We start from the raw sequence: 20,867 nt of genomic DNA, 5'->3' as shown, positions 1-20,867 counted from the left end.
TCACACCTCGAATGCGGACTTGACCGGCACGGTCGCGGCTGCACCACGGCCGAGCAGCAGCTCGATCTTCACCAGGACATGGGCGATGCGGTCGAGAACGTGCTGCACATTGCGTCGCGCCTTCACCATGTCCGGCGACCAGGCTTCGGTCACGAGCCGTGCGCCGACGCAGAGGCGAAGCACGGCCTGCGGCGTCTCATCCTCCCGCTCCAGCCGGACCGGCTGGCCGACCAGGCAACGCTGCGCGGCGATCTCTCGGTCCGCCGTGCTGCCGCTCATCTCTTCGCTCATGTCACGCGCCAGCGCACGGTGAACGGCCCAGGTCTCGGCGATCGAAACCGGCTTGCCGTCGCGCAGCAGCGTGAACGGAAAGATCGTGGCTTGCGCGAATTCCTCGTCGTCGGCGTCGGCCGTGTTGATCGCGGTTGGAGCTGGAACAGAGCGAAGCGACGGCGACAACGCGATCATGCTGTCCATGCCGGCGGCGAGCTCGGCGAGGATCTCGGCGCGGGACACCGCGGGCACGGCGTAATAGCTGCCGATCTCGGCGAGCGCCGCCTCCCAGCGCAGCCATTGACCGAAATTCGGGCGGCGCTCGAAGCGCGAACGCAGCGCCGTCCAGGCCACCGGCCAATCGCAGCGGCCGGTGTAGTCGAAGATTCCAGGTGCGATCCCCTCACCCCGGTCGAGCGAGCGCGAAAGGCCCTTCGGCACCAGCAGCGCACCGCTGAAGGCAGGCCCGCCGAAGAATTTCGAGCCGGTGATCAGCACCATATAGCCGCGGTCGAGATAGGAGCGCAGCCGGCGGCGGCCGAGCCGGGCCTGGCAGGCATCGACGACGATTTGGACCTCGCGCGGCCAGCGCCGCGCGATCTCGTCGAGGCAGGCCGCGCTCGGCGCACGCCATCCGAGCTTCGAGGAGTCCATGATCTGGAGCAGCACGGGCGCGCCTTGCGCAATCGCAGCCTCGACCGCATGCAGCACCGCGGCATCGGCGTCCGCGCGCATCGCGATCCCCGGTGCGGCCTCGCGCAGTGGCAACGCAAGGCTGGCGCCGGCGAGCCCGGCAACCGCTCCGTCCTTGCGAACCGCAACGCCGCTCGACGTCATGGAGCTGAAATGGTGTCCGCGGGCAGTATGGATCGTCCCGCTTCCGGTCTGGTCGGCGCCGACCACGATCGTCACCGGCCGCGCGCCGAGGATTGTCCGCGCCAGGAGCAGGGCATGGAGCTGGGAGTCCGTGCCGGACGGCGAGAACACCACGTCGACACGCGGCGAGAGCTGGAGATGGCGGCGCAGCTCGTCGCGCATGTTCTCGCAAATTGCGTCGAAAGCGACCTCGACCTCGTCGAACAGACACTTGTGCATCAGCTCTTCGCGGGCCAGCGCGGCACGGTCATAGGCGCCTTGCGAGATCGTCGATGCGGTCGAGGAGGCGAAATTCCAGATTTCCGGCTCCGGCGAGGCCGCGCAGCCATAGGCGTTGACGCGGTCCGCCGGATCGAGCGCGAGCCGCGGATCTCCGCCGGAGACGAGCAGCGTGTCGAGCGGCGTGAAGAGATCGCGCAGGCGATAGCGCGAACCACCATCGGACGCGTGCTCCGGTTCTGACAAACGGGATGCGCCGCCGCTCATCCCGGCAGCCTCACGCTGCGGCATCGGCCGCCGCCGCGGGCGCCGGCGCGAATTGCGAGGCGATGTCGCCGCGGAACACCGACGGCCCGACGTGATCGAGCGAGCTCTGGATATCGGCCCAGATCTCGCCGCCGATATCGGTCCAGCGCTTGCAGAAGGCGAAATCCTCGGAAAGATACGTGCCGGTCGCCGGGTCGATCATGCATTCGAACAGCGCGAACCGGTTCTGGCTCGCCGTCAGCGTATCGTGCGAATGCTCGCGGAAGAATTGCAGGTTCGCATAGGCCGGGTGGCGGCACATCGCCTCCAGCACGTGGCGCCGGATCATCAGGAAGCCGGTGCCGGCGTAGCGCACGCGGGTGAAGCCGTTGACCACGACGATACGGTCGGGATCCTCGATCTCGAGCACGTAGTCCAGCGAGGCGGCCGGCACGTCGGCCCGACCGGACCGGATCGCACGCGCGGCCTTGTCCCAGTTGACCCGCTTGATCGGATAGCAGCCGGCGACGACATCCGCGCCGCATTCGATCAGCCGGAAGACCTGCTCCGGCCTGAACCCGATATCGGCATCGATGAACAGGAAATGCGTCGCCTTGGGATCGTCCAGGAACATCGCGGCCAAATTGGCCCGCGCGCGGGTGATCAGCGCGTCGCCGTCGCGCAGGTGCACCTTGAGCTCGAGATTGGACATGCCGTGCACGGCGCGTTGCAGCGCGAAGATCGAGCTCGCATAGATGCTCGACACCTGCCCGCCGAAGCACGGCGTTGCCACCACCAGCTGCATCCTGTCCGACATCGACCGCCCCGCCCCGCTCCAATCCTCACCAAGAGGTAAACAGGCATGGTTAACGGCGCCTTAACGCCCCCTTACAGGAACTTGACGAGCGAGAGCTGCGCGAGGTTCGAGGTCACCTGGTAGGACGCCTGGAGCGCGTTCTGGAGCGCCAGGATCTCGCTCGCAACCTGGTCGGGCGAAGCCGATTCCGCCTGGTCGATGATGCCCTGGAGCTGCGCCTTGGCCTGGGTCTGGCGCGTGGTCGCGTCCTTCATGGTGTTCTGGGCCATCGCGATGTCGGTCTGGATGTCCTCGATGCGCTGCTGGCCGGGCTGCTGCGTCAGCGCCTGCGTCACCCGCAGGCTCAGCGCCGAGACCTGACCGCCCGAATATTGGCCCGTCGGCGAGGTCGAGAAGGTGCCGAACACGGCGATTGCCTGCAATTGGCGGCGGATCGCATCCTCATTCGCCTGGGCGCCATACTGCACCGTCACGGCATCGTCGACCCGCGCCATCGCGGTCGAGCGCGGCGAGCCGGGCCCATCGTTGCCCAGATACCATTTCACCGTATTGGCCGAGCCGTTCACCAGCGTGGTGGCCGAGCTCGCGGGCGAGGAGCCGACACGCAGCGGCGGCTGCGTGGCGGTCACCGGCGTTGCGCTGAACCCGAGCGCGCTGAGCGCGCCGGTGTTCGACGTCGTGATGTTGAGGCTCGCCGCATCGTCGGTGTTGATCGTGATCGAGCCGCCATGGACCGTCGAGGGCTTCGACGTCCCGGTGATCGCGTCGATCTTGCTCAGCAGGGCCTGAACGCTGTCGCCGACGTTGAGCTGATTGCCGGTCGCGCCCGAGGCCACGAAGGTCAGCGTGGTGCCGTTGACGGTGATGGTATCGCCCGCCACGAAGCCCGGCGAGATCGAGTCCGAGGGGCTCGCGCCTGACAGCGCCGTCGCGCCGCTGATCGGCGCCGGCGTCGCGGCCTGGTTGTTCACGGGCGTGCCGATCGCGGAGCTCGCGGTGTTGAAGAAATTGTCGCCGGCGACGACCGCGGATGCCGCCACCAGCGAGGTGTTGGCGAGCTTGGTGATCGCCGTGTTCAGCGCCGTATTGAGGTTCGCGGCGGTGTTGTCGGGGTTGACCGGGGTGCTCGCATCGATCGCGAAGCTGCCAAGCGGCGTCGGCGTCGCCGAGGACGCCGTCAGGTCGATCTGCTCGGTGGTGCCGTCCGGCAGGGTGAACTGAATGCTGAGCTTGTCGCCGTCGTTCGGGTTGACGCCGTTGAGATCGACCGAGAACGATACCGGCGAGCCGCTCGGGCCGGTGACGGTCGCGCCCGTCAGCGTCGAGGATACGGCCTTGATCTTGAGCCCGAACGGCGACCCGGCGACGTCTTCCGATACCTGCACGGAGCTCGGCGTCGGCTGCGTCTGCACCAGCCGCCCCATGCCGTTGGCGCCGAGGTCGGCGGCCTGGCGCTCCGCCATGACGGTCTTGAAGCCGGCCTGCGTCGTGGTGCCGTTGATGATGTCGCCGGCATCGGCAACCGACTGCGTGTTGACGGCCGTTCCGGAGAACAGATAGCGGCTGCCGGTCTGGGTGTTGAGGACGCCGACCATCGAGCCGAATTGCGCCGCGGCAGTGTTCTGCGCGATCGTCTGGCCGTTGACGTTGAGGTCCTGCGCGGTGTTGGCCGAGCCCGTCTGCACCGTGTTGCGGATCTTCGTCAGCGACTGCAGCGCGGTATTGGCGAGGTTGATGCTGACGTTGACGTTGGTGATCGTGTCGGTATAGCCGGCGATGTTGGAGAGCTGCGCGCGCCCGGCGATCGCAAAGCCCTCGTTGGTGCCCATGCCGGAATAGTTCTGCGACAGCTTGCCGGTCGAAAGCTGGGTCGACAGGTCGGTGAGCTGCTGATTGATGTTGCGGATCTGTGCGCCGAGAATCGACGAAGAATAGTTGATGCTGCTGATCGACATCTTTCAGAGCCCTGTTACTTATTACACTTGAGCCTGGAGCAACGTGTTCATCATGCTCTGCACCACCGACATGACGTGGGCGTTGGCGGCATAGGCATTCTGAAGCTGGATCAGGTTCGACATCTCCGAGTCCAGGTTGACGCTGGAGGTCGAGTCGAACTTGGCCTGGAGCGTCGAGACCACGACGCTCTGGCCCTGCTGGAGCTGGGTCGCCTGGGTCGCGGCGTTGGCCTGGACGCTCAGGAACTGCTGGAGGTAGTTCGAGACGCTGCCGGTGAAGGGCTGGTTCGCCGAGCCGAGGCCGGTCTGCGGCGAATAGGAGAACACCGCGTTGGTGAGCTGCGAATAAAGATAATCCGAACGCGTGGTGTCGCCCGCGGGCGTCACCGGCGAGGTGTTGTAGACCGACAGCCGGCTCGGATCGGAAACCAGCTGCGTGTTCACGGCGATGCGCCCCGCAAAGCCGGTCATCTGCGAGCCGGACGCCGTGATCGCGCCCGTGTAGAGCGCCTGGCCGCCGTCGGTGAACAGCGGCAGCTGCGGATTGCCCGAGGTGAGCGACGTGATCGTCTTCGTGGTCGACGCCGCGCTCACCTTGGCAAGGCCGGTGTTGTCGTCGGTCACCCGCAGCGTCGTGGCGGTCGCCGGCGCAGGGGCGGCGGAGAACGACAGATGCGTGCCCGACAGCGCGGTGTTGAGCGCGGAGGCGATCGCTCCCATGCCGCCGGAGAAGTTGACGCCGATCCGCATCGGATTGGCGTTCGTCGCGTTCTGAAGCGGCAACGCGGCCGGATCGGTCACGTTGACGAGCGTGATCTGACGCTGGGTGTTGGTGGCCGTGTCCGTGTAGGTGATGTTGACGGTGTTGCCCGGCGCCGCGCCGGCAAGGTCGAGATCGAACCCGGCCGGCGGGCCGGTGACCGCGCTTCCGGCCGTGGTCTTGTCGGACAGCGCGCTCGCCATCGTGGCGGCGAGCTGGTCGATCTGGTCCTGCGCCTGCACCAGGGTCTGGTCGCGCAGCTTCAGGTCGGCCGCGATCTGGCCGGACGACACCACGTTGTTGGCGACGACGTCGACCTGCGAGCCGTTCGGCAGCTTGATGTTGAACGCACCGACGCCGGACTTGGCCGGGTCGATGTTGTAAAGCGAGGTCGCCGACAGCGCACCGGCGGAGGCAAAGGAGAATTCCGAGGCCAGCCCGGCGCCGACGAGCTGAATACCGGTCGTGGTGTAGATGTTGGTCTGGTTCGAACCGTCGGTGGTGACGCGGACGTCGACATATTTCGACAGCGTGTTGATGGCCTGGTCACGCTGGTCCATCAGCGTGGCGGCCGAGGGATCGTTGACCGACAGGCCCTGGAGCCTGGTGTTGATGTCGGCGATCTGCTGCATCGCCGCGTTGGCGGCTCGCGCCGAGTTGCCGAGATCCTGCTCGACGTTGGAGCGCAGCGACTGGATGCCGTTGGTGGTGATGTTGAGCTGCTGCGCCAGCGCCTGCGCTGCGCCGAGCGCGACGGTCTGCGCCGACGACGCCCCCGAACTAGTCGAGAGCGCCTGAAGCGCCGTGGTGAACTTGTTCAGCGCGGCTTCGAGCGTGCCGCTGTTGCCGGGCGTGCCATAGACATTCTGAAGCTGCTTCAGGATGTTGGCCATCTGGTCGGCGTAACCGCTGCCGCCGGTCTCGGTCCGCAGCTGGTTCAGCACGTAGCTGTCGAGCGCGCGGGTAACGCCGGTGGTCATCACCGTCGAGCCGAAGTCGCCGGTGGTGACCTCGATCTGGTTCGGCGTCTGGACGACGTAACCCGGCGTCTGCGAATTCGCGACGTTCGATGAGACGATCGAGAGCGCGGCCTGATTGGCACGCAGGCCGCTCATCGCGCTGGCGAGGGCTGAACTCAAACCCATGTCACTGACCCGCCTTTGGTTACGTTACGCGCCGATCAGCGCAACACGTTCAAGAGATCCTGCACCATCGAATTCGCGGTCGTGATCACCTTGGTGTTGGCCGAATAGGCCTGCTGGGTCACGATCAGCTTGGTGAATTCATCGGCGATGTCGGTGTTGGACCCCTCCAGCGACGAGCCGCTGATGGTGCCCGAGGCGCCGTCGATGGCGTCTCCCGACTGTTCAGTTGCGGCATAGGCGCCGCCATCGAGTGCCTTCAGATAGTTGGTGCCGTTGAAATGCGACAACTGCACCTGGGCGAGGTTGAGGTTCTGGCCGTTCGAGAAGGTGCCGACCACGACGCCATTGTTGTTGACGGCAACCGAGCGGAGCTGACCGGCGGCATAGCCGTTCTGCGTGATGGTGTTGATGGTCACCGCGCCGCTCGTGCTGGCATATTGCGTCAGCCCGCCCGAGGAGATGTTGAAGGCGACCGAGCCGAGCGACTGGCCGCTGACGGTGACGTTGTTGATGGTGATGCCCGAGCCGCTCGGCGAGGTCAGCGAGCCGTCGGCGGCAAAAGTGAAGGTCTGACCGGTGTTGACCCAGCCGACGGTCGTGCCGGTTGCGTTCGGGTCGGTCTGGTAGAACAGGTTCCAGCTATCCGAATGGCCCGCGCCCAGCGAGGCACTGTCGGTCTTGGCCCAGCGCAATTGCAGGTTCACCGGCGTGCCGGCGGCGTTGTAGGCGGTCACCGCGCCGCCGCTGATCGTTTCCTTGGTGAACGTGGCGATGTCGTTGCCGATCACGCCCCCGGTGCCGGCGGTGCCGCCGCCGTCGCGATTCTTGGTGATCGTCGAGGTGAAGCCGAGCGCCGAGAAGGCAGCGCTGTTGGAACTCGACACCGAGAGGTTGGAGACGGTGCCGGTGTTCAGCGTGATCACGCCACCGCTGCTGACCGACGACCCCGAGGCCCCGGAGAGCGCGTCGATCTTGCCGAGCAGGGTGGTGACGTTGTCGGTGACGTTGATCTGGTTCGGTCCCGCGGCGCCCGAGTTCATGAATGTCAGCGTCTGACCGTTGACCGTGATGGTGTCGCCGGCAGAGAAGCCGGATGTGAGCACCTGTGCGCCGCCGGCGGTCGCAGTGCCGCTCAGCACGGTCGCGCCCGAGATCGCGGGCGAGGACAGCACGTTGCCGCCGCGCGTCACGCTGCTGATGCCGAGCGCGGTGGCGGCCGTGCCGCTGCCGATCGCGACGTCAGTGCCGGTGCCGGTCGCGATCTGGATATTGCCGCTGACCGAGAGCGAAGCGGTGACGCCGGCGCCGCCGGCCGTCTGGATCGCGTTCAGGATGTCGGCCACCGTCGCCGTCGTGCCCGCACCGAGACCGATCGTGGTGTTGCTGCCGACGGTCGAGACCGTGGTGCCGCCGTTGAAGGTGATGGTGTTGCCGTTGATGGTCAGCGTCTGGCCGCTCAACGCGGTCAGAATGCTGGAGGCGAGATGCGTGCCTGCGGCGTTGTCGAGGGAGGTGGTCGTCGAGGCGACCGCCGATGAATTGTTCTGGAGCGCAACCGTGCCCGTGGCCGTCGTTGACGAATAGGCCGAGCGGACGTTGCCGGTCGCAGCCGCGCCCGAGACCGTCGCGTTGGCATAGGGCGCGGGCGGCGTGCCGACGGGCAGCGGATTCGCTGCGAAGTCGGACGGGTTCAGCCCGCCGGCCGCCAACAGCGTGCCGGTCGACGCCGTGGTTTTCGCCACCGTGTTCGGCTGCGTCGGAAGGTTCGCCGCGTACTGGATCGAAGTGGTCGCCTGCGCCGGAATGAAGTTGTTCTGGAATTGCAGGACGTTCGCCACGCTGCCGGTCGGGTTGCCGGTCTTCGGGTCGACCGTGACGCCCATGAGGTAATAGCCGGCGCCGTTGACCAGGTTGCCGTTGGCATTGAGCTGGAAGTCGCCACGCCGCGTGTAGTAGGTGACCCCCGTGAACACCGGTACGTTGTCGACGACGCCGCTGGCCTTCTGGATCGAGAAGAAACCGTCGCCGGTGATCGCCATGTTGGTGGCGACGGTGGAGGATGAGATCGTGCCCTGCGTGGTGATGGTGGCCTTCGCGTTGGCTTGCACGCCACCTGCGACCTGCTTGCTCGGGACCGATGAGTCGGGGATGAGGTCGACGAAGCTGGTGCCGATGCCCTTGTAACCGGTGGTGGACGAGTTCGCGATGTTGCCGGAAATGTTCTGCAGCGCGAACGATTGCGCCTGCAGGCCACCCACCGAGGTGTTCATTGCATCGAAGATACCCATAACTTTGTCTCCAAATCCGATTCCGGCGGCCGGTCGACCATGGCCGCAGTCGGGAGAGACGTCGCAAGGCCTATGCCAATGCGGGGATCTTCAGGAAATCAATGGCTTACACAAAAAGGCCCCGGTCGGACGACCGGGGCACAATTGCCGGGCCGGCAACAATTGCCGGGGCCTTCGGTCATTCCGGGGCGGTCCGCGGGACCGAACTATGGTGCGCAATTTGCGCACCTGAGAATCTCGAGATTCCGGGTCTGGTCCTTCGGACCATCCCGGAATGACGGCTTGATTGCCTACGTCGCCGACGCCGCCGCGGGATGGAAGACCAGCCCGAAACCGTCGATGCAATAGCGCAATCCGGTCGGCTTCGGACCGTCGTCGAAGACGTGGCCGAGGTGGCCGCCGCAGCGGCGGCAATGCACCTCGGTGCGGACCATGCCGTAGGTGCGGTCCTCGGTCTTGCCGACATTGCCTTCGATCGGCGCATAGAAGCTCGGCCATCCCGTGCCGCTCTCGAACTTGGTCTCGGACGCAAACAGCGGCAGGTCGCAGCCGGCGCAGGCGAAAATGCCCTTGCGGTGCTCCTTCAGCAGCGGGCTGGAGCCGGGCCGCTCGGTGCCGTGATTGCGCAGGATCTCATATTGCTGCGGCGTGAGCTGGGCACGCCATTCGGCCTCCGTCTTCACGATCTCGAACTTTTCCGCGGCCTTCTCGCCGGCCTCGGCGGGGGATGCTCTCAGCCAGCGGAAGGCCGAAAGGCCAAACAGGCCGGCGACAGTCGTCAACAGGATGCGGCGGTCAACCATCTCATTCTCCGTGCGCGGGGAGTCCACGCCCTGAGATACGGGCTCTAACGGCCGACGTTACACTTCCGGGCGGGATTTTTCTCGGGTTTATCGCGAGATGCCGGCTTCGTGAGGGGCCGGTTCCGTGCCCTGTTCTATGTTGCCTGTTCTGTGTCCTGCGCTGTGTCTTGGGTCGCTGGTTTCGGCGGCGGGGCCGGCCGCGGCCGAACGCCGGACGCGGACGGCGGACGGCGCGGGCCGGTGCCGGCGGCCCGGTTGGCCTTGGCGAGGCGGGCCTCGCGTTCCCCGTCCTTGACCCTGGCACGTTCGCGATAGCGGGCGAGCGAGCCTGCCGCGGCGGAACTCGCCCTGTTCCAGATCCCGACCAGCTGGCCGGCGACGCGCCCCGTGGCGCCGCCCGCCCAGACCAGCTCGAACGGCGAGAACAGCCGCCAGCGCTCATCGCCCCGCAGAATGCTGCGCGCAATCATCTGTCCGGCCATGGCGGAGGTGTTCATGCCCTGGCGGCCGAACCCGCTCGCCACCCAGAGGCCTTTGCGCAACTGGCCGATCTGCGGCATGCCGTGCACGGTCTGGCCGGTGGCGCCGCCGAACATGTCGGCGATTTCGACGTTGCCGAGTTCGGGAAAAATCGTGCGTATCCGCCGCCTGACGGCGCCCGCGAAGCGCTGCGGACGCGCCGCCCAGGTGGTCTCCGGGCTCTCCCACATCAGCCGGTCGCCATCGACGATCCGGAAATGGTCGACGCCGTCGGAATCCATCACCGATCCCTTGAAGGCGATGATCTCATGAAGGCGCTCGCCGAGCGGCGCGGTGACACCGGCATAGCGCCAGACCGGCAGCAGCGTCTCCGAAAGGCGCTTCAGGGGCGCGCCGAGATGAATGTTGCCGGCGAGCACGATGTGGGTTGCGCGCAGCCGCGCCGAGGGTGTGACGATGCGCTTGCGGATGCCGGAATGATCGATGCTGACGACCGGCGTGTCCTCGAAGATGCGGGCGCCTGCCCGCCGCGCCAGCGCCGCGAGGCCGTGCACATATTTCCGTCCGTCGACCTGGAACGCCCTGGGATAATACACGCCGTGGAAGTAGCGGTCGGTCTTGAGCAGCCCGCGGACGTGATCGGCCTGCCAGCCCTCAACCTCGGTATCGAAATCCTCGTTCAGCATCTGCAACCGGCTGATCAGCCGGTCGCCGGCATCGACGTTGGAGACCTCCAGCACGCCGTCGCTGAGGCCGATTCCCGGCATGTTCTCTTCCGTGGCGTTGGCCCGGACGAACTCGGCGCCTTCCTTCGACAGGCCCCACAACTCGCGCGCGTCCTCGAAGCCGATGCGCTCGATCAGGTCCGCAAGCGGCAGCGCGAAGCCTGGCGTCACGGTGCCGAGCTGGTTGCCGGAGGCGTTCCAACCGATATGACGGCCCTCGAGCACCGCGACGCTGGCCCCGAGCCGGGCCGCCTCCAGCGCGATGGAGAGGCCGGCAAGCCCCGCGCCGATGACGCAGATGTCGGCGTCGAGATCGAACGTCAGCCGCACGCGGTCGCGCAAGCCGGCTTCTTCCTGGGACACGCTTGTGAAAGTCTCGCTCATGTCGTTTTCTTAAAGGACCGATCAGGCGCTTGTCACCTTATCCCCAACCCGCGCCCGTAGATTATCCTGGACACACAACGATTCGAGAATGCCATGCGCCGTTTGATGCTGCTGCGTCACGCTAAGACCGAGACCGACGCGCCAAGCGGCCGTGACCAGGACCGCCGGCTCGACGAGCGCGGCCACAAGGATGCTGCGCGGATGGGCGACTGGATCGCCGCCCATCCCCCCTTCCCCGATACCGTGCTGGTGTCACATGCCGTGCGGGCCCGGCAGACCTGGGACATCGCTTGGGAGGCGATGAAGGACCGCGTCCCCGTGCCGCAGGTCGAGGTCCTGCCGGAACTCTACGGCGCCGATTCCGCGGAAATCCTGGAAGCCATTCGCACCGCAACCGCCCCGGCCGACCCAAAGCAATTGCTGCTGATCGGCCACAACCCCGGCATGCACGAGGTCGCCCTGATGCTGATAGGCGGCGGCGATCCTGATGGCGCCAAGGCGCTCGGCCACAACCTGCCCACCGCGGGGCTTGCGATCTTCGACTTTGACGTCAAGGATTGGGGTGACGTGGCCTACCGCCGCGGCAAGCTGGTGCTGTTCGTCAGCCCCAAGCTGCTTCGATCGGAGTGATCGCGCGACTTGCCGGCAAGACGTGCTGACCGAAAGATTTGGAGGCGCAGATGTTCAAGTCCATCCTCGTGCCCATCGACCTCGCCGACACCGATCTCGCCAAGCCGGCGATCGCGACCGCGGCGACGTTGTCGCAGACCTGGAGCGGCACGGTGCGCCTGCTCAACGTGCTGCCGATGACGCCGGTGATGCTGGCCGAATACGTCCCGGCCGATTTCGACGAGCAGCAGCGCCAGACCTCGGAGGAGGCCCTCGCCATCGTCGCGCGCGAGTCCGGCATCGAGCCGAGCCGCATCTCCAGCGTGGTGCGCCAGGGCGGCATCTATCACGAAATCCTCGAGGAAGCCGCGAATATGAAGGCCGACCTGATCGTGATGACCTCGCACCGGCCGGCCATGCGCACCTATTTCCTCGGCTCCAACGCCGGCCACGTCGTGCGCTATGCCAAATGCTCGGTGCTGGTGGTCAGGCATTGAGGTTCGTCATAGCCGGTATCGTAGGGTGGGTTAGCCGCGCGGACTGCGCGAAGCGCTGGTCGCTCGGCGTAACCCACCGCTTTAATCTGCTCGGTAACAGAAGTGGTGGGTTACGCCTGCGGCTAACCCACCCTACGCAGCTATTACTTGCGTTGCCCGTCGGGCAAAACACCCAAGGCGCAGGTCAACACGCGCGGCGGAAAATATTCTACTTTACCGAAATTCGGAAATCGCGTATGTGTCGCGGCAACCCGGCCCATGGAAGAGGGGCGTATCGCGATCGTCACGAACGCGGGTCGGGCGGCGGTGGACGCTGATTGCATCGGCGCGAAGGGCTTTGCAGGGCGGGCAACTGTGAGCAAGACCGTCGCGCACACGACCGGTGTGATCGGCGTACGGCAAAATCGTGTGGTCCTGGCGCCCGGGGTCTGTGCGCCAAGTCGTGCGGTGATGTGGCGGCCCGACCGGGCACACGCATCAGTCATCCGCAAGGTGACGGGGGCAATAGTGCATCGCTCCCCGGGGAGCAACTGTGCTGAAGTAGACCGCCGATCGGCCGGCCTCAAGGCTGGCGCTGGACGCGCCACCGCCTTTGGCGGCTGACGGCCTTGACCCCGTCCGCTCGCCGGTCTGTCGGCTTGGCATGCGCTCGGTCGAGGACCGAGCGCGGTAGGGCGCGCTCGATCAGCTCACCGCAACGCGTAGCGGCTCGGCTCCCATTTCTCGCCGCGGGCGATCATCGTATTGAGGATGACGATCAGCTTGCGCATGCAGGCAATGAGCGCAACTTTCGGCTCCTTGCCCTTGGCAATCAGCCGTTGATAGAACGCCCTGAGCAACGGGTTGTTCTGGGTGGCTGCGCCGAGACAGGGCATGTAGAGGGCGTTGCGTACCCAGCGGCGGCCGCCCTTGATATGGCGCTCGCCACGTCGCTTGCCACTGTCGTCATCATAAGGCGCAGCGCCCAACAACGCGGCGGCGATCTCCTCGCGGCCGTCCCGAGTTCCGGGAGCCCCGCAATGAGGACCGCAGAGGCCGTTTCGGCGAGGCCCGGCACGCTCTCGATGATCTCGGCGCGCGCGGCAAATGCCGGTGTGGCCTTGACCGTGACAACGATTGCATCCTCGAGCTTGGCAATCTCAGCATCCAGGCCCTTCAAGACGCGGGCGTGGGCTTTCTGCACCGCTCCCGGCACGGCGTGCTCGTTCTGGCTCTGCAAGCGGGTCTTCAGATCGATCACGGCTTTGCGTGCTTTGACCAGTGCCGCCAGCTCCTCGCGCGCCGCATCGTGGGTTTGGCTCGGCGCATCTTCAAACGTCTCAGCGAACCAGGCGATCGTGTCCGCGTCGATCGTATCGTTCTTGGCGAGCCGCCCCGCCGATCGGGCGAAGTTACGCACTCGCCGTGGATCGACGATCCGCACCGCGAAGCAGGCTTCGCGCAGCGCCTTGGCCCAGTCCCGCTCGTAGCCGCCGGACGCCTCCATCACCGCCCTGTCGACCTTGTGCTTGCGCAGCCAGGCGACCAGCTTGCGCCGCCCCTTCGCACCGCTCGGGAACGCTTGCCGTTGCGACAGCGAGCGAATGCATGCATCCACCTTGTCCTTGGCCACATCAATCCCGACGACAACGCGACTGTTTTGTGCCATCATCCACTCCCTTCCTTGCTCGGTTCGGGCTCGAAGCCCATGCAACTGTTCGGGTTGAGGAAGACACGCCGAATCCGTCCCACGCTCCCCGACAGGCTCTAGGCCTTTGAGCACGAACGGGCTCGGATCCAGCGACGGGCGGTTGGTCAGAACCGCCCGTTGTCACATCCTGGCAGATTTTGCGGACACAAGAGCGCGACATAAGCCGTAAAACCACTGCGCAGGGAAGGCCGGGATGTCCTGGCTTCACCTGTATGCCGCTGTGCAGCTTCTTGTTACGCAGATTCCGCACAGTGGACCTCGGGTGCCAGCGGGCTCCCGGTCTTCCCTGCGCCCTCTTTCAATTGAGGGTGAGCAAGAAGCAAAGCTCGGGCGAGATGAGCCGCGAGGATGCGGAAGTGCGTCCGCAACGAAGATGCAGTTTGAGAGAACGACGCCTTTCACCCCATACCCCGTCATTGCGAGCGCAGCGAAGCAATCCAGAATCTTTCCGCGGATGCATTTCTGGATTGCTTCGCTGCGCTCGCAATGACGGCGTTGAGGCAGGTGTGCGCCACACACTCTGCTCTCGTGCCCCGGATGCTGCGCAGCACGAAGTGATGCGCTGCTGAGCCGGGGCCCATGTTACAGCGACTTGTGCGACTTCCTGGGTCCCGGCTCTGCGCCGCAACGCCAAGAGCGTTACGGCGCGTCCGGGACACGCAAGGAACGAGCGCGACAGGAACGCCTCACAGATACCGCGACAGCTCGGCCTTGAACTGCCCGTACACCGCATCCTCGATCTGGCTGCGCGTGATGCCGATGTCGCGCAGGGCGCGGTCGTCGAGCTCGCTCAGCGTCTTGACGGCGGAGCGGCGCTCGATGCGGTCGAACAGCGCAGAGGCGGCGTGGGCAAGCGCACTGAAAAATCCGCCCGATGAGGATGGGCGTAAACTCCGCCCGGCAGTTTGCGAGATCGTGGTCATTTTTTCTTCTCCGGCGTGTCGTTCCGCGGCGAAGCCGATGCCGTTGGCGCGGACGCTGTCAGCGCCTGCACCTCATTGCCGTCGGATTGCTCTCGCGCACCCTCGGCTCAATCGCGGGTCTTGATGGAACTTAAATGCTCCGGTACATACCTCGGAGCAAGCAAAACATTGCTCTCGGTGCAATAATGTCCAAGTTCGAGTACGTGAAGCTTGCCGATGCCATTGCGGCCGATATCACTAACGGCACGTTAAGGCCCGGCGACCGGCTGCCGCCGCAGCGCAATTTTGCCTATGACCGTGGCATCGCGGTCTCGACCGCGAGCCGGGTTTATACGGAATTGCTCCGCCGCGGCCTCGTGGTCGGCGAGGTCGGCCGCGGCACCTTCATCTCCGGCGACATCAGGCGCCAGGTCGAGACGATGCGCGAGCCGGCCGAGGCACGCATCAATTTCGAGGTCAATTACCCGCTGCTGCCCCAGCAATGGGCGATGATCGCCAAGAGCCTTGCGGGGCTCGAGCGCATCGACGCGCTCGAATCCGCGCTGCGCGTTTCGACCAGCACCGGCACCAGGAGCGCGCGCGTTGCTGCCGCCGCCTATCTCGCGCGCAAGGATTTTACGCCGCAGGCGGACCAGATCTTCTTCACCGCCAACGGCAAGCAATCGCTCGCGGCCGCGCTTGCGGCGCTCGTTCCAACCGGCGGCCGCTGCGGCGTCGAGGCGCTGACCTATCCATACGTCAAGAGCATCGCCGCGCGGCTGGGTGTGACGCTAGTCCCGATTCCGATGGACGAGCACGGCGTGCGGCCGGATGCGATCCAGAAGGCGCATCGCGAGGCGCACCTGTCGGCGCTGTATCTCCAGCCCATCATCCAGAATCCGCTCGGCGTCACCATGAACGCGACGCGGCGCGCCGACATCATGCGCGTCGCCGAAAAGCTCGATCTTCCCATCATCGAGGACACCGTCTACGGCTTCCTCGCCGACGATACGCCGCTGGCCGCGCTCGGGCCGGACCGCTGCATCGTGATCGACAGCCTGTCCAAGAAGGTCGCGCCGGGCCTTGCGCTCGGCATCCTGGTCGCGCCGCCTCACTTGCGCGAAAGCGTGATGAGCGCGGTCCGCACCGGCGGCTGGATCGCATCAGGTCATGCGCTGGCGGCCGGGCAGCGGCTGATGGCCGACGGCACCGTCGCCGAGCTGACGCGCCTGAAGCGCATCGACGCGGCGCGCCGCCAGCAGACCGCCGCAAGACTTCTGGCCGGCTACCAGCTCGCCGCAGACGCGCGCTCCTATCATCTCTGGCTGACACTGCCGCCGCACTGGCGCTCGCAGACCTTCGTCGCCGCGGCGGCAAGGCGCGGCATCGCGCTGACGCCGTCCTCGACCTTCGCGATCGCGCATGGTCATGCACCAAACGCGGTGCGGCTCGCCCTCGCCCCGCCGTCGCCCGAGCAGCTCGATTCCGGCCTGCGCACGATCGCCTCGCTGCTCGGCACCAAGGAAGAGGATTTCGACTCGACGGAATAGCGATCCGCCCAGAGCGTTTTCAAGCGAAGTGGCTACCGGTTCGCGTGAAGAAAACGCGTCAAAACAAGAATCCAGAGCCCCGTTCCGATTCCATCGGAACGGGAAAGGCTCTCTAAGGCAGCACGGACCGTGGTAACTGATCGAAACTGTAGCTCCGCGGCCTGTTGCGCCACACGAAGCCGCCGACCTGCCAGGCGAACAGCGCCGCGAAGCCGAGGATGAACAGCGCGCCGGCGAACTCGCCGATCAGAAGCGCACGGATCAACAGCCCCGCCATCGCCACCGTCAGCACCGCCAGGAAAACCAGCGCCGCCGCATAGGTCTTGCGGCCCAAGCCGGCGGTCAATTCGGCCCGGCTGCCGGCCTGCGCCATCCGCGCATGCAGCGCGAGAATGAAATCGCGGAAGCCGCTGTCCTGCGGCGCCATCAGCGCCGCGGTCTGCCAGCTCGTCGAGAGGATCGCGATGCGCCCGCCGCCGGTGCGGCTGACATCGGCACGGAAGCGGTGCTGCTGCATCGAGACCGGCCGGAACGACAGCCGGATCGCCGAGATCTCGTCGTAGCGCCACAGGCCGGAGCGTCCGGCGATGTGCCAGGACAGCCCCTGCTCCGTCAGCTCGAAGCGATGCGCCGACCCGATCAGCGAGGCCTTGTAGGCGTAGCTCGTGGCCGCATCGGCTTCGGCTCCCGGCATATCGATCACAGGTCCCATTCGCGATCCGCTTGCGCGATCGCCCTCGCCCATCCTACAAGCGAGGCATGGCTGAGACGACGTTTTTTCCGCGCCGCCTGATTCTCGGCGCCGCTATGATCTCCGGCGTGCTGCTCGCGCTCGCGGTCCACATGCTGGGCGCGCGCTATGGCCTCGATCTCGGCGGCCTCTGGCGCTCCGACACGCATGAGTTCATGCCGACGGGCGCGGCGATCGCCTGGTGGCTGATCGCGACCGTCGGCTTCTCCGGCGGCTATTTCACGGCGAGCCTGATGCAGAGCGCCGTCTCCGGACAGATCCCGCAGCGGATGCGGCAATTCCTGATCGCGGTCGGCGTGCTCTTGCTTGCGGGAGCGGGCCAGGCGGCCTCTGCGCCGAGCCCGATCCCGACCGTCTCGGGCGTGCTGGCCGGGCTCGCCGCGCTCTGCCTCGGTGCCGTGATGGCGTTTTGCGGCGCGCATTTCGCGCTGCGCCGCGGCTGACCCCTTACGCCGATGCGCGCAGTCGCGGGCGGTCGAGCATCATTGCCACGTCCGACGCCGGCCGCGGCTCGCTGAACAGATAACCCTGCGCCTGAGTGCAGCCTTCGCGCCGGAGCAGCTCGAGCTGCACGTCGTTCTCGACGCCTTCCGCCGTAGTGACGATGCCAAGGCTGCGGCCGAGGCCGGTCACCGCACGGATGATCGCCATGGAATCTTCGCGCGTCGCCAGCTCCGACACGAAGGAGCGGTCGATCTTGATCTTGTCGAACGGGAAGCTCCGCAGATAGCTCAGCGACGAATAGCCGGTGCCGAAATCGTCGAGCGAGATCCGCACGCCCATGGCGCGCAGCTCATGGAGGGTCGCGAGCGTCGCCTCGCTGTTCTGGAGCAGCACCGATTCGGTGATCTCGAGCTCGAGACGGCGCGCATCAATTCCCGAGGCGGCCAATGCGTCGGTCACGGACGCGATCAGGTTCGGGCTCTTGAACTGCACCGGCGACAAATTGACGGCGACATCGACGTCGTCGGGCCAAGTGACTGCGTCGGTGCAGGCGGAGCGCAGCACGAACTCACCGAGCTGAACGATGAGCCCGGTCTCCTCGGCGAGCGGAATGAAGTTGATGGGCGCGATCAGCCCGCGCTGCGGATGGTTCCAGCGCAACAGCGCCTCGAAGGCAACGACGCGACCGCTGGCGACGTCACGGATCGGCTGATAATAGACCTGAAACTCGTCGCGTTGCAGCGCCGCGCGCAGATCCATTTCCAGGAGGCGCCGCGCTTGAGCGCGCGCATCCATGCCGGTCTCGAAGAAGCGATAGGTGCCGCGGCCATCCGCCTTGGCGCGGTAGAGCGCAAGATCAGCGTTCTTCAGGAGCTCGTCCGGATTGCTGCCGTCCTGCGGCGACAGCGAGATGCCGATCGAGACGCCGATCACGATCTGATGGTCGTCGATCTCGTAAGGCGCCGAGATCACCTCGACGAGGCGCCCGGCAAGGGACCTCGCAGCGGTCTCCTCGGACCGCCCGATCTGGACCACCGCGAACTCGTCGCCACCCAGCCGCGCCACGGTGTCGTGCTCGCCGACGGTGGCCTTCAGCCTGCGGCCGACCTCCTTGAGCAGCGCATCGCCGATGGGATGGCCGAGCGAGTCGTTGATGTCCTTGAAGTGATCGAGATCGAGACAAAGCACGGCGAGCTGGTCGCCCGATTTGGTCCGACGCAGTCCCTGCTCGAGCTCTTCGTGAAACAGCACCCGGTTCGGCAGGCTGGTCAGCGCATCATGGCGGGCCATGTGCGAGATCTTGGCCTGTGCCTCCAGCCATTCGGTGATGTCCTCGAAGGTCGCAACCCAGCCGCCGCCCTGCATCGGCTGGTTGACGACCCGGATGGAGCGGCCGAACCGGCTGACGACGTCGGTCGTGGTGCGGCCCTCGCGTGCGTCGGCGACGAGGCGCGCGAAGAATTCATCGGCGTCGCCCTGCCACTGGCCCTTTGCCTGCTCTTCCCTGAGCACGTCGACCAGTAGCCGACCGGTGAGCAGGATGTCGGTACGACGGAGCATCGCGGCGTAGCGCTCGTTGAACAGGATGATCTTGCCGTCGGCGTCGAACATGCACAGCCCCTGCGACATGTTCTCGAGAGCGCTGTCCAACACGATCTGCTGGCGGCCCAATTCACCCTTGGCGCGGCGGTCGAGCAGCGCGGCCACGAGCGCAATGGCGATGATCGCGACCGCAGCGCCGGCGGTGAGGAAGGACAGCGAGGCCGGTGGAATGGAGAGCCCGCTGATCGCGAGCGTCGGGTCCGGCGTCAGCAGCACGGCGCCCATCGCGGTGAAGTGATGCGCGACGATGGCGACCGTGAGCAAGGCAGTCGCGCTCAGGGCATGACGAATGTCGTCGCCTCGGGCTGCCACGAACAGCGCGAGCGCTGCGAAGATGATGCCGAACAGCACCGAGGCGGCAACCGTGCTTCCGATCCAATCCACCCGTGCCGGCATCTCCAGGGCCGCCATGCCGGTGTAATGCATCGCCGCGACACCCGTGCCGACGATGGCGCCGCCGAGAACGATCCACACCGGGCGCGAGGACGCTACGGCGATGCTCAGCCCCACGAAGGTCACGGAGATCGCAAGCATCAACGAGAGAATTGTCACCGGGATGTTGTAGGCGCCGGCGCCGCCCGGCCCGTAGGCAAGCATCGCGATGAAATGCGTCGCCCAGATGCCACATCCGCTGACGGCCGCATCCAGGGCGATCCAGGCCAGACGCCCGGGGCCGTGCGTGGCGCGTGCGCGCTGAAACAGGCTGATCGCAGCCGCGCTGGCGAGCAGACACACTGCGCCGCCAAGCGCGACGAGTCGCCAATCATGCTCGTCGGTTAGACAGTAGAGAACTTGATACATTACCGGCCCCTATCGACTCGCACTTGAGCCGACAGTGGTGGACGATCGGTAACCGGCTACAAGCCTGTTCGGGGATTGGTGAATGGAAGATGTCTGTGATCGCTCACATTGTTGATCCTCGCGCCGGCGCACCGAGGCCGATCATCCCGGCTGGATGCCCCGCTTTCGCGGGGCATGACAGCGGATGAAGCGAGAAACAACGCGCCGCGCGGGCCACCGTGCGGCGCTTGTCAGCTGGACGCCCTCAGCTCGCCGCGCGCAGATTCACCTTGCTCTCGGCGAGCGTCGTCAGCTTCTTGTCGGTCGCCTTCTCCTCCTCCAGCGTCTTGGCGAGGATGCTGGCGCAGTCGTTGCGGCCGAGCTGCTTGGCCCAGGCGATCAGGCTGCCGTAGCGCACGATCTCGTAGTGTTCGGCGGCCTGCGCCGCGTTGATCAGTGCCGCGTCGAGCACCGCCTTGTCGGCGACTTCGCCGGCGGTCTCGTCGGCTTCCTCGATGATGCCGTCGATGGCCGGGCAGTCGACCGCCTTCACGGCGACGCCGTGCATCTTGAACACTTCCTCAAGTCGAGCGACGTGCTGCTTGGTTTCCTCGAGGTGCGTCAAAAAGCCCTGTTTCAGCTGCGGATCGGTGGCCTTGCTTGCCATCTTCGGCAGCGCCTTGGTGAGCTGCTGCTCGGCGTAATAGATGTCCTGAAGCTGATGCACGAACAGGTCGTTCATGGTTTTGATGTCTTTTGTGAACAGTCCCATCGTTCCGATCCTCTCGGGGTTTCGGGAACATGGAGGCGCCGGCTTGCACGAAAAGCCGCATATTCCACCATGTTCGATTGCTGATGAAGCCTAACGAGCACGCGGCATCGACGTTCCAGGAAGCGCCGAAGCCGCTTGCGCTGGAACAATGCGGACGGCGCCAGGATTTGAAATCATGTCGGCGCCCCAAACGCGCGAGCGGAGCCGGTTTCACGACTCATATGCTTAACGCGCATCCGATGTGAACCGCGTATGACAAAAGTGGCCGTCCAATGCAGAACCTATTGTTGTCAAGGGCT

The 20,867-nt window shown here is 65.9% G+C and carries 16 protein-coding genes and 2 pseudogenes; 4 read left to right on the top strand and 14 right to left on the bottom strand.

What is annotated here, in order from left to right:
* From IVB23_RS34490 to IVB23_RS34460, 7 genes are all read right to left on the bottom strand, one after another.
* Window positions 1-1,635, bottom strand: a complete 1,635-nt coding sequence (locus tag IVB23_RS34490) for a hypothetical protein (protein ID WP_247805011.1) — start codon at window positions 1,633-1,635, stop codon at window positions 1-3.
* 10 nt (window positions 1,636-1,645) lie between these two features.
* A complete protein-coding gene (locus IVB23_RS34485) occupies window positions 1,646-2,431 on the bottom strand; it encodes a hypothetical protein (protein WP_061883082.1) in 786 nt (261 codons plus the stop codon).
* A gap of 71 nt (window positions 2,432-2,502) precedes the next feature.
* A complete protein-coding gene (locus IVB23_RS34480; protein ID WP_061883083.1) occupies window positions 2,503-4,386 on the bottom strand; it encodes a flagellar protein in 1,884 nt (627 codons plus the stop codon).
* Between the two features lie 21 nt (window positions 4,387-4,407).
* Window positions 4,408-6,291: a flagellar hook-associated protein FlgK gene (flgK, locus tag IVB23_RS34475; RefSeq protein ID WP_247801488.1), complete on the bottom strand. Its 1,884-nt coding sequence runs from the start codon at window positions 6,289-6,291 to the stop codon at window positions 4,408-4,410.
* A 35-nt stretch (window positions 6,292-6,326) separates the two neighbouring features.
* A complete protein-coding gene (locus IVB23_RS34470) occupies window positions 6,327-8,579 on the bottom strand; it encodes a flagellar hook-basal body complex protein (RefSeq protein WP_061883085.1) in 2,253 nt (750 codons plus the stop codon).
* A gap of 290 nt (window positions 8,580-8,869) precedes the next feature.
* Window positions 8,870-9,382: a peptide-methionine (R)-S-oxide reductase MsrB gene (gene msrB / locus IVB23_RS34465; protein WP_061883086.1), complete on the bottom strand. Its 513-nt coding sequence runs from the start codon at window positions 9,380-9,382 to the stop codon at window positions 8,870-8,872.
* 134 nt (window positions 9,383-9,516) lie between these two features.
* The gene (locus tag IVB23_RS34460) at window positions 9,517-10,971 is read right to left on the bottom strand and encodes an FAD-binding oxidoreductase (RefSeq protein WP_247801487.1); all 1,455 of its coding nucleotides are present in this window, start codon (window positions 10,969-10,971) and stop codon (window positions 9,517-9,519) included.
* Window positions 10,972-11,064: 93 nt separating this feature from the next.
* Between IVB23_RS34460 and IVB23_RS34455 the strand changes: the two genes are divergently transcribed.
* Together IVB23_RS34455 and IVB23_RS34450 are read left to right on the top strand one after the other, a co-directional pair.
* On the top strand, window positions 11,065-11,601 hold the full coding sequence (locus tag IVB23_RS34455) for a histidine phosphatase family protein (RefSeq protein WP_247801486.1): 537 nt from the start codon (window positions 11,065-11,067) through the stop codon (window positions 11,599-11,601).
* A gap of 50 nt (window positions 11,602-11,651) precedes the next feature.
* Window positions 11,652-12,077, top strand: coding sequence for a universal stress protein (locus IVB23_RS34450; protein WP_061883091.1), 426 nt, complete (start codon window positions 11,652-11,654; stop codon window positions 12,075-12,077).
* 689 nt (window positions 12,078-12,766) lie between these two features.
* Here IVB23_RS34450 and IVB23_RS34445 read toward each other — a convergent pair.
* From IVB23_RS34445 to IVB23_RS34430, 4 genes and pseudogenes are all read right to left on the bottom strand, one after another.
* Complete coding sequence (locus tag IVB23_RS34445; RefSeq protein ID WP_247805035.1) at window positions 12,767-12,916, bottom strand: hypothetical protein; 150 nt, start codon at window positions 12,914-12,916, stop codon at window positions 12,767-12,769.
* A gap of 39 nt (window positions 12,917-12,955) precedes the next feature.
* Window positions 12,956-13,045 (bottom strand): annotated as a pseudogene (locus tag IVB23_RS34440) (transposase); the annotation flags it as partial.
* A gap of 299 nt (window positions 13,046-13,344) precedes the next feature.
* Window positions 13,345-13,725: pseudogene (locus IVB23_RS34435) on the bottom strand (transposase); the annotation flags it as partial.
* Between the two features lie 728 nt (window positions 13,726-14,453).
* Window positions 14,454-14,690: a DUF1127 domain-containing protein gene (locus IVB23_RS34430; RefSeq protein WP_247801485.1), complete on the bottom strand. Its 237-nt coding sequence runs from the start codon at window positions 14,688-14,690 to the stop codon at window positions 14,454-14,456.
* A gap of 185 nt (window positions 14,691-14,875) precedes the next feature.
* Between IVB23_RS34430 and IVB23_RS34425 the strand changes: the two genes are divergently transcribed.
* On the top strand, window positions 14,876-16,219 hold the full coding sequence (locus tag IVB23_RS34425) for a PLP-dependent aminotransferase family protein (protein ID WP_061881971.1): 1,344 nt from the start codon (window positions 14,876-14,878) through the stop codon (window positions 16,217-16,219).
* A gap of 112 nt (window positions 16,220-16,331) precedes the next feature.
* On the opposite strand, the gene IVB23_RS34420 is transcribed toward IVB23_RS34425, so the two are convergent.
* The gene (locus IVB23_RS34420) at window positions 16,332-16,913 is read right to left on the bottom strand and encodes a hypothetical protein (RefSeq protein ID WP_247805010.1); all 582 of its coding nucleotides are present in this window, start codon (window positions 16,911-16,913) and stop codon (window positions 16,332-16,334) included.
* Between the two features lie 65 nt (window positions 16,914-16,978).
* On the opposite strand from IVB23_RS34420, the gene IVB23_RS34415 reads away from it, so the two are divergent.
* Window positions 16,979-17,413 carry a hypothetical protein gene (locus IVB23_RS34415; protein WP_061881972.1) on the top strand — a complete coding sequence of 145 codons (435 nt, stop codon included), beginning with the start codon at window positions 16,979-16,981 and terminating at the stop codon, window positions 17,411-17,413.
* Between the two features lie 4 nt (window positions 17,414-17,417).
* Here IVB23_RS34415 and IVB23_RS34410 read toward each other — a convergent pair whose 3' ends face one another.
* Window positions 17,418-19,817 carry an EAL domain-containing protein gene (locus IVB23_RS34410; protein ID WP_197966856.1) on the bottom strand — a complete coding sequence of 800 codons (2,400 nt, stop codon included), beginning with the start codon at window positions 19,815-19,817 and terminating at the stop codon, window positions 17,418-17,420.
* A gap of 244 nt (window positions 19,818-20,061) precedes the next feature.
* Window positions 20,062-20,568, bottom strand: coding sequence for a ferritin-like domain-containing protein (locus IVB23_RS34405; protein WP_061881974.1), 507 nt, complete (start codon window positions 20,566-20,568; stop codon window positions 20,062-20,064).
* Window positions 20,569-20,867 lie beyond the last annotated feature (299 nt).

The organism is Bradyrhizobium sp. 191, assembly GCF_023100985.1.
GTDB lineage: Bacteria > Pseudomonadota > Alphaproteobacteria > Rhizobiales > Xanthobacteraceae > Bradyrhizobium > Bradyrhizobium diversitatis.
This window is presented reverse-complemented; position numbering and strand designations above follow the sequence as displayed.